Source organism: Humidesulfovibrio idahonensis, assembly GCF_054657715.1.
Map to the genome: position 1 here is coordinate 1369351 of NZ_BAAHYE010000002.1, position 8653 is coordinate 1378003.

The following is an 8653-nucleotide window of genomic DNA, read 5'->3' on the forward strand; positions in this document are numbered from 1 at the left end:
ATGTCCATCGACGCGAGCGCACTCGATCCCAAAATCATAGCCAGGGGCAAAGAGTTCTTCCAGAGCATCGCGGGCGAAGCCCCGTCGATCTTCAACAAGGGCTGGTGGACCGGCAAGGTTATGGACTGGGCCATGAAGAACGAGGACTTCAAGGTTCAGATGTTCCGCTTCGTGGACGTTCTGCCCTACCTCACCACCAGCGAGTCCCTCTCTCGCCACATCGAGGAATATTTCGGCGACAAGGACGCCAACATACCGGACGTGCTCAAATGGGGCGCGGGCAAGACCGGCTTCGGCGGCGGGCTTGTGGCCATGGTGCTCAACAAGGCCATCCGCACCAACATCGAGGGCATGGCCCGCCAGTTCATCATCGGCGAGAAGGCCTCGGAGGCCGTGAAGGGCATCCGCCAGCTGCGCAAGGACGGCTTCGCCTTCGTCATCGACCTGCTGGGCGAGGCGCCGCTGAACGAGAAGGAATGCGACGAGTACCTCGACGGCTACATGGAGATCCTGAACGGCATCCAGGCCGAATACAAGAAGTGGGACGCGCTCGACGCCAAGGGCGACCTGGACTGGGGCAACGCGCCCAAGGTCAACGTGGCCGTGAAACCCTCGGCCTTTTACTCCCAGGCCAAGGCCGTGGACGTTGCCGGCTCCGTTGAGGGCATCTACCGCCGTGTCGAGCCCATTTACCGCAAGATCAAGGAGATGGGCGGCTTCATGTGCATCGACATGGAGCAGCTGAAGTACAAGGAAATCACCATTGAGCTGTACAAGCGCCTGCGCAGCGCGCCAGAGCACCGCGACTACCCGCACCTGGGCATCGTGTTCCAGTGCTACCTCAAGAGCACCGAGTCCGACGTGACCGAGATGATCGGCTGGGCGCGCAAAGAGAACCTGCCCATCTCCATCCGCCTGGTGAAGGGCGCCTACTGGGATTCCGAGACCGTTCTCGCCAAGCAGAACGGCTGGGAGGTTCCGGTGTGGACCATCAAGGCCGAGAGCGACATGGCGCACGAGCGCATCGCCCGCAAGATTTTGGAGAACCACGACATCTGCCACTTCGCCTGCGCCTCGCACAACATCCGCACCATCTCGAACGTCATCGAGACGGCCAAGGCGCTGAACGTGCCCGACAGCCGCTTCGAGTTCCAGGTGCTCTACGGCATGGCCGAGCCCGTGCGCAAAGGCCTGCGCAACGTGGCCAAGCGCGTGCGCCTGTACTGCCCTTACGGCGACCTGATTCCCGGCATGGCCTACCTTGTGCGCCGCCTGCTGGAGAACACCGCCAACGAGAGCTTCCTGCGCCAGAGCTTTGCCGAGGGCGCGGAGCTGGAGCGCCTGCTCGAGAATCCCATCGCCACCCGCGAGCGCGAAGTGGCGGCCAAGAAGGCCCCGGCAGCGCCCAAGATGGGTCCCGGCGGCTACCCGGCCTTCGCCAACGAGGCCGCGGTGGACTTCACCCTCCCGGCCGCCCGCGCGGGCATGGTCAACGCCATGGCCAAGGTGCGCAAAGACTTCGGCAAGACCTATCCGCTGGTCATCGGCGGCAAGGAAGTGAAGACCGCGGACACGCTGGACTCCTATAATCCGGCCAAGCCCACGGAGATCGTGGGCAAGATCTGCCAGGCCGGCGTGAAGGAGACCCAGGACGCCCTGGCCGTGGCTCGCAAGGCCTATCTGGCCTGGCGCGACGTGGAGCCGCTGGAGCGCGCCAAGGTGCTCTTCAAGGCCGCGGACATCATGCGCCGCGACATCTTCGAGCTTTCCGCCGTGCAGGTGCTGGAAGTGGGCAAGCAGTGGGATCAGGCCTACGCCGACCTCGGCGAAGCCATCGACTTCCTGGAATACTACGGCCGCGAGATGATCCGCCTGGGCGCGCCCAAGCGCATGGGCAACGCCCCCGGCGAAATGAACCAGTACTTCTACCAGGGCAAGGGCGTCACCGCCGTCATCGGCCCCTGGAACTTCCCCCTGGCCATCAGCGCGGGCATGGCCGCGGCGGCCATCGTCTGCGGCAACGCCGTGGTCTACAAGCCCTCCGGCCTGTCCTCGGTGGTGGGTTACGGCCTGGCGCGCATCTTCAAGGAAGCCGGCCTGCCCGACGGCGTGTTCAACTACCTGCCCGGCCGCGGCTCCGTCATGGGCGACGCCCTGGTGGAGCACCCGGACGTGTCCGTCATCGCCTTCACCGGCTCCATGGAAGTGGGCCTGCGCATCCAGGAAAAGGCCGCCAAGGTGCAGCCCGGACAGGTGCAGTGCAAGAAGGTCATCGCCGAAATGGGCGGCAAGAACGCCATCATCATCGACGACGACGCGGACCTGGACGAGGCCATCACCGGCGTGCTTTACTCCGCCTTCGCCTTCCAGGGGCAGAAGTGCTCGGCCTGCTCGCGGGTCATCGTGCTCGACCCCATCTACGAGCGTTTTGTGAGCCGCCTGGCCGAGGCCGCCAAGTCCATCAAGATCGGCCCCTCCGAGGACCCCGCGTTCTCCATGGGACCGGTGGTCGACAAGGCCGCCCAGGCGAACATCATGAAGTACGTGGACATCGCCTGCTCCGAGGGCAAGGTGCTGGTGAAGCGCACCGACTTCCCCACGGACGGCGGCTGCTACGTGCCCCTGACCATCGTCGAGGGCATCACCAAGGACATGCGCATCGCCCAGGAGGAGGTCTTCGGACCCGTGCTGGCCGTCATGCGCGCCAAGAACATCGACGAGGCCCTGGACATCGCCAACTCCACCCGCTTCGCGCTCACCGGCGCCATTTACAGCCGCAGCCCCAAGCACCTGGAGAAGGCGAGAAAGGAGTTCCGCGTGGGCAACCTGTACCTGAACAAGGGCAGCACGGGCGCCATGGTCGAGCGCCACGCCTTCGGCGGCTTCAACATGTCCGGCGTGGGCAGCAAGTCCGGCGGCCCGGACTATCTGCTGCAGTTCATGGACCCGCGCCTGGTTTCCGAGAACACCATCCGCCGCGGCTTCGCCCCGGTGGAGGAAGGCGACGACTGGGTGGCCTAGGCTCCCGAGCGAAGCATCACAATGGGCCGGGGGCGCACGCTCCCGGCCTTTTTCATTCCCGCGCCCTCGAAGTCGCCAGCCAATTTGAGGAGTTCCAGAAGCGCACGCTCCCGGCCCTTGTCATTCCCGCGCTCCGTCCTGCACGCGCGCGGCGGCGGCAAGCCAGAAGCGGTACAGCGGCTCAAGCTTGGCGAAGCCATCGGCCAGCGCCGCACCCAGCCCCTGATTGCCCACCACTGTGTCCGGTTCTGCGTTGCAGACCATGTATACGTTGCGCTTGCGGAAAAGTTCCTGCACGCTGTGGTGGCGCCCTTCCGGCACGCGCGGCCGCTTGTACTCGTCACCCACAAGGCCATAGGCTGCGGACTCGGCGCGCTGCACGGCCTCGGCATAGCCGTCGGAGTCTTCCAGCGCGAGCTCGCGCAGGGCGGCCATGGTTTTGCTGCCGGCCGAGTAGAAGCCCATGCCGTGGCGGAACATGCCCGGCCCGAACTCCATGAAGAACGCGGGATACCCCGTCCACTCCGCGCTGCGGCGCTTGAAGGCCAACCACACGTTGCTGCGGAAGGGCGACTTGTCGCGCGAGAAACGCACGTCGCGCCGAATGCGCGAAACCACGGACGCCGGATGCAGCACAAACAGCGGATCAAGGACCGCCATGGCCGGGGCCAGGGACTCCGCGAGCCGGAGCATGGGGCCGCGCACGTCGCTCTCGTAGCGCTCCTTGTGGGCGGCGAACCAGTCCGTGCTGTTGTTGGCGGCCAGCTCGGCCAAAAAGGTCAAGGCCTCGGCGGGGATGGTCGGAGACGTTGCGGATCGGGGCATGGCTTCCTCCAGGGGGGTTGGCCCTCCCTCCTCGCACAGACGGAACCGGAGGTCCAGCGCTGCGCCCTTGCCAGAAGCGGCCGAACAGGCGATAGTGTTTTTCCCAAAACGACGACCAGAGGATTCCATGCGCAAGCCCAAGCCCTATGACTATTCCGATCCCCGTCCGCCCAGCCGCTCGCAGATGAAGCGCGACAGCGCCGCCCTGCAGGTGCTTGGCGGCAAGCTGGCAGAGATGCCGGACTCCGCCCTCAAACGCCTGAACCTGCCGCCTCGGCTGGAAGAAGCCATCCGCGACTACAAGGCCCTGGCCAAGCACGAGGCCAAGCGCAGGCAGCTGCAATTCATCGGCGCGCTGATGCGCGAGACCGACACCGACCCGCTGGCCCGTGCAGTGGAAGACATGGCCGCGGGCAACCGCAGCCAGGCCCACGAGTTCCACGCCATTGAGGCTCTGCGGGCGGCCCTGCTCGAGGGCGACGAGTCCGAGATGGAGAACCTTGTGGCCCTTGCGCCGGAGTCCGACCGCGTCGAGGTGCGCAGCAAAATGCGCCAGCTTGTGCGCAATGCCCGCGCCGAGGCGGCCAAGAACAAGCCGCCGCGCAGCAGCCGGGCCTTGTTCCGCCTGCTGCGCGAGCTGCGCCAGCCCGGCGGCAAAGCCAACCTGGGCGAGGGCGACGATGCGGCCGAGTCTTACGAGGGCGAGGAAGGCGACGACGATGCCGGCGGCCTGCCGGAAGCGCCGGTCAAGGCCACCTTCTAGCATCGGTCCGCAAGGCCCTTGACGCCCGGCGTTCAGGCCTTACATTCAGACGCGGCAAAACCGCACCCAAGATTTCGAAAGAGCAACAAGGAGAGCCCCGTGATCCACGAATATGCCGGCATCATCACCGAACTGGAAGACCGCGTCTGCCCCCACTGCAACAAGCCCATGGAGGCTTGGCTCGCGCCGCCCGAAAGCGGCTGGGGCGTCATTGAAGTGTGCTTCAACAACGAATGTCCGCACTACACGAATTCCGTCGAGGACATCATCAACAAGCGCGACGATTCGCGCATGGGTTGCCGCTACGCCGAAAACCCGGACAACAACTACACCCCGTTCAACCTCGTGGCCGTCCGCTTCTAGCGAACAGGGCTTTTTTTCCGAAAAGGCGTTGCGGAGCGATCCGCAGCGCCTTTTTTTTCATGCCCCCCACGATTCTCTTGCAACGCAAAACAGAGGGGCGTAAAATTATCGCAAATAGATACGATTCCTAAAATTCTGGAGCAGCCGTGAATCCAGACCTCTACAAAAGCATTTTGGACAACATCCACGATGGGGTCTACTTTGTGGACCGCAACCGCCACATCACCTACTGGAATCGCGGAGCTGAAAGGATTTCCGGCTACACGAGCGAGGAAGTGCTGGGCAAATCCTGCGCGGACAATCTGCTGCGGCACATAGGCAACACGGGGTTGCAGCTCTGCGTGGGCCTGTGCCCGCTGGCCAAAACCCTGCGCGACGGCCAACCCCGCGAAGACGAAGTTTTCCTGCACCACAAGCAGGGGCACCGCGTGCCCATTTCCGTGCGCATAGCCCCGCTGCGCGACGAGATCGGAAACATCGTCGGCGCCGTTGAGATCTTCACCGACACGTCCACCCGCCACAGCATCCTGTGCGAGCTCAACGAGCTGAAGCATCAAACCCTGCGCGACGCCCTGACGGGCCTGGGCAACCGCCGCGCCGCGGAAGAGGAATTCCAGCGCCGCAGCCTCGACCTGCAACGCTACCAGACGCCCTTTGGACTGCTCTTCGTGGACATCGACCACTTCAAGGCCGTCAACGACACCTACGGCCACGAGGTGGGCGACAGGGCCCTGGTGATGCTGAGCAAGACGTTGCTCAGCGCCCTGCGCGCGGTCGACACCGTGTGCCGCTGGGGCGGCGAGGAATTCCTGGCCATCATCCCCAAGGTGAGCCCAAGCGCCTTCAACATCGTGGCCGAACGCATGCGCCGCTTCGTCGAGGCGTCTTCGCTGCCTGTGCCAGGCGGCGACCTCACCTTCACCGTGTCCGTCGGCGGAGCCATGGCGCTCCGGTCCGACACCATCGACTCCCTGGTGGCCCGCGCCGACGCCATGATGTACAAGTCCAAGCACTCCGGCCGCAACACCTGCTCCCTGGACTGCGGCCCTGAAGGCGACACGGCGCAACAGCCAGACTCGAAACGGGCAGACGCGAAACTGGCGGGCTAAAGCCGCAGCGCGGCCCAGGCCTCCCGGCCTATGCCCGCGGCCAGCCCCCACATGGTGAGGCAAACCAGCGCATCCAAAATGCGCCACGCACCCGGCCGACGCAAAACCGGCGCCAGTACGCGCCCGCCCAGGCTCAAGGCATAGAACCAGCAGGCCGAGGCCGTGGCCGCGCCCAGGCCAAAAGCCAGCCGCGCACCGGCGTCGAGCTGGCTGGCCAGCCCGCCGATGAGCACCACGGTGTCGAGCAACGCATGGGGATTGAGCAGGCTCACGCCCAGGGCTGTCAGGATGATGGCCCGCACGCCTGGCCGCGGCGCGTTTTCATCCAGCCCCATGGAAGCGCCCGTGCAGGCACTTTTCAACGCACGCAGGCCATACACGGCCAGAAATGCCGCCCCGGCGAGCCCCAGCGCGCCGGAAAGCCCCGGCCGACCGGCCGCAAGCCCGCCCACTCCCCCCACTCCGGCAGCGATGAGCAGCGCGTCGCAGGCCGTGCACACCCCGGCCACCAGCCAGGGCCGATGCCGCCGCGCGCCTTGGGTCAGCACAAACACGTTCTGCGCGCCAATGGCCACAATGAGCCCGGCGCTGAGCGCAACCCCCTGCGCGTAAACCATCCATCCGGCTGCGAGCATTGAATCCTCCCTTGCGCCATCGCGCCCGCAACCGGAGTATCCCGCCCCGCGCCGCCAGGTCCAATTCATTCTTTGCACAGTCCATTAATTTTGCTAATGTGCAGCCATGCTGGACTACAAACTCGTGCAGGCCCTGGCCGCGGTGATCGAGGAAGGCGGGTTCGAGCGCGCGGCCAAGCGGCTCAACCTTACGCAATCAGCGGTTTCGCAGCGTGTCCGTCAATTGGAGGAAAGCCTTGGCCAACCGGTGCTGGCGCGCACGCAGCCGCCCGCCCCCACAGCGCCGGGACGTCTGCTTTTGCGCCATGCGCGCCGCGTGGGGCTCTTGGAGGCGGAGCTTGCGCGGGGACTTGGCCTGGGCGAATCCGCAACGCGGCAGTCCGACCGTGCTCCCTGGCAAACCATCGCCCTGGCCGTCAACGCCGACACCCTCGCCACATGGTTCACCAGCGCCGTGCTGCCCCTGCTCGCCAGCGAACGGCTGGCGCTGGATCTGCGCGTGGACGACCAGGAGCGCACCCACGAACTGCTGCGCGCGGGCGAGGTCGCAGGCTGCGTCAGCACGCGCAGCGCGCCCATGCAAGGCTGCCGGGCCGCGCTGCTGGGATTCATGCGCTACCACTGCGCCTGCGCTCCCGGCTTCGCCGCGCGCTGGTTCGCCGCCGGCTTGACGATGGAAGCCGCGCGGCTGGCCCCGGCCGTGGTCTTCAACAGGCAAGACACGGTCCACGACCGCTTCCTCGAAAACCTTCTTGGCGCAAGCCCGCAGGAGGCGCCCAGGCACCACGTGCCGAATTCCGAACGCTTTGTGGATTTTGTGGCCGGAGGCGCGGGCTACGGGCTCATTCCGCACATGCAGGCAGCCGGGCACTTGGCCGAGGGCTGCCTTGTGGACCTTGCGCCGGGCGCGCCCATGGATGTGCCGCTCTACTGGCACTGCTGGAACATTCCGTCCGCGCTGCTCTCCTCGCTCACAAAGTCCCTTGCCGCAGCCGCGCGCAAGGAACTCTTCCAGCCCTCGGCCGACTCATCTTTTTAAGCAGCGCACGCTTTACCTTGGCGGCCTGCTGCGAGTACAATCGATAATAGCTGCCATTGCGGCGGCATGCACACCAACCAGAATGGAGGCCACATGCGCAAAACTTTTGCCGTCGTCACCCTGGCCATGTTCCTTGGCGCCGCCTGCGCCACCGCGCCCAAGACTCCGGCCCCTGAGCCCGCGCCAGAGGCCAAGGCCGTGGTCATCGGCGGACCCAAGGCCCTGTATGCCGCCAAATGCGCCGGTTGCCACGGAGCCGACGGCTCAAAGGGCTTGAAGGGCAAGACCTCGGAATACGTCGTCACCGCGTTGAATGGCTACAAGGCCATGACCTATGGCGGCGCGAAAAAGGCCATCATGGAGAAGCAGGCCTCGACCCTTTCCGACGGGGACGTGCAGGCTCTTGCGGACTTCATCGCCGGGCTTTAAAACAGCTTCACCATTGTGCGGCGGAGAGGAGAACGCGCCTCTCCGCCGCATACTTCAGCCTGCAAGGAGTCCCACAGATGATCACCAGCACCAGTCTGCCCGAGAAATTCCTGGCGCGTTTCAGCGACGGCAAACACGAAGCCCTGGCCGATACGCCGCCGCAATACGGCGGCAACGACGCCGGGTTCAAGCCCGTGGAGTTGCTGGAGGCCGCCCTCGCCACCTGCGTCACCATGGTGCTGCGCCTCTCGGCCGAGAAGCGGGGCATCCCCCTGGAAGGGGCGGAAGTGAAGGTGAAGCTGAACCGGGACAACAAGGACGAAAGCGTGTTCGAGTACGGCATAGAGCTGCGCGGCGAGATCACCGAGGCCCAGCGGGCCACGCTCATGCACGCCGTTGCCGGCTGCCCGGTGAAGAAGATCATGGGCGGGGCGGTGTCGTTCAAGGAGATGGGCAAGGAATAAAGAAG

Annotated in this window: 9 protein-coding genes; 7 read left to right on the top strand and 2 right to left on the bottom strand. The window is 65.4% G+C overall.

Annotation, left to right across the window (positions count from 1 at the left end; translation table 11 throughout):
• Positions 1-3021: an L-glutamate gamma-semialdehyde dehydrogenase gene (gene pruA / locus ACYQ4W_RS06760; protein ID WP_459854379.1), complete on the top strand. Its 3021-nt coding sequence runs from the start codon at positions 1-3 to the stop codon at positions 3019-3021.
• A gap of 120 nt (positions 3022-3141) precedes the next feature.
• On the opposite strand, the gene ACYQ4W_RS06765 is transcribed toward pruA, so the two are convergent.
• Complete coding sequence (locus ACYQ4W_RS06765; protein WP_459854382.1) at positions 3142-3846, bottom strand: DUF2461 domain-containing protein; 705 nt, start codon at positions 3844-3846, stop codon at positions 3142-3144.
• A gap of 127 nt (positions 3847-3973) precedes the next feature.
• Between ACYQ4W_RS06765 and yjgA the strand changes: the two genes are divergently transcribed.
• The 3 genes from yjgA (at position 3974) to ACYQ4W_RS06780 (ending at position 6081) form a co-directional block, all read left to right on the top strand.
• Positions 3974-4609 (top strand): ribosome biogenesis factor YjgA, encoded by a 636-nt coding sequence (gene yjgA / locus ACYQ4W_RS06770; RefSeq protein WP_459854385.1) that lies wholly within the window; start codon positions 3974-3976, stop codon positions 4607-4609.
• Positions 4610-4708: 99 nt separating this feature from the next.
• Positions 4709-4972, top strand: a complete 264-nt coding sequence (locus ACYQ4W_RS06775) for a hypothetical protein (RefSeq protein ID WP_459854387.1) — start codon at positions 4709-4711, stop codon at positions 4970-4972.
• 146 nt (positions 4973-5118) lie between these two features.
• Positions 5119-6081 carry a sensor domain-containing diguanylate cyclase gene (locus ACYQ4W_RS06780; protein WP_459854390.1) on the top strand — a complete coding sequence of 321 codons (963 nt, stop codon included), beginning with the start codon at positions 5119-5121 and terminating at the stop codon, positions 6079-6081.
• Here ACYQ4W_RS06780 and ACYQ4W_RS06785 read toward each other — a convergent pair.
• Positions 6078-6716 (bottom strand): LysE/ArgO family amino acid transporter, encoded by a 639-nt coding sequence (locus tag ACYQ4W_RS06785; RefSeq protein WP_459854392.1) that lies wholly within the window; start codon positions 6714-6716, stop codon positions 6078-6080. The genes ACYQ4W_RS06780 and ACYQ4W_RS06785 overlap by 4 nt on opposite strands.
• Before the next feature lie 106 nt (positions 6717-6822).
• Between ACYQ4W_RS06785 and ACYQ4W_RS06790 the strand changes: the two genes are divergently transcribed.
• The 3 genes from ACYQ4W_RS06790 (at position 6823) to ACYQ4W_RS06800 (ending at position 8648) form a co-directional block, all read left to right on the top strand.
• On the top strand, positions 6823-7755 hold the full coding sequence (locus tag ACYQ4W_RS06790; RefSeq protein ID WP_459854395.1) for a LysR family transcriptional regulator ArgP: 933 nt from the start codon (positions 6823-6825) through the stop codon (positions 7753-7755).
• 93 nt (positions 7756-7848) lie between these two features.
• On the top strand, positions 7849-8184 hold the full coding sequence (locus tag ACYQ4W_RS06795) for a c-type cytochrome (protein WP_459854398.1): 336 nt from the start codon (positions 7849-7851) through the stop codon (positions 8182-8184).
• A 77-nt stretch (positions 8185-8261) separates the two neighbouring features.
• On the top strand, positions 8262-8648 hold the full coding sequence (locus tag ACYQ4W_RS06800) for an OsmC family protein (protein ID WP_459854401.1): 387 nt from the start codon (positions 8262-8264) through the stop codon (positions 8646-8648).
• Positions 8649-8653 lie beyond the last annotated feature (5 nt).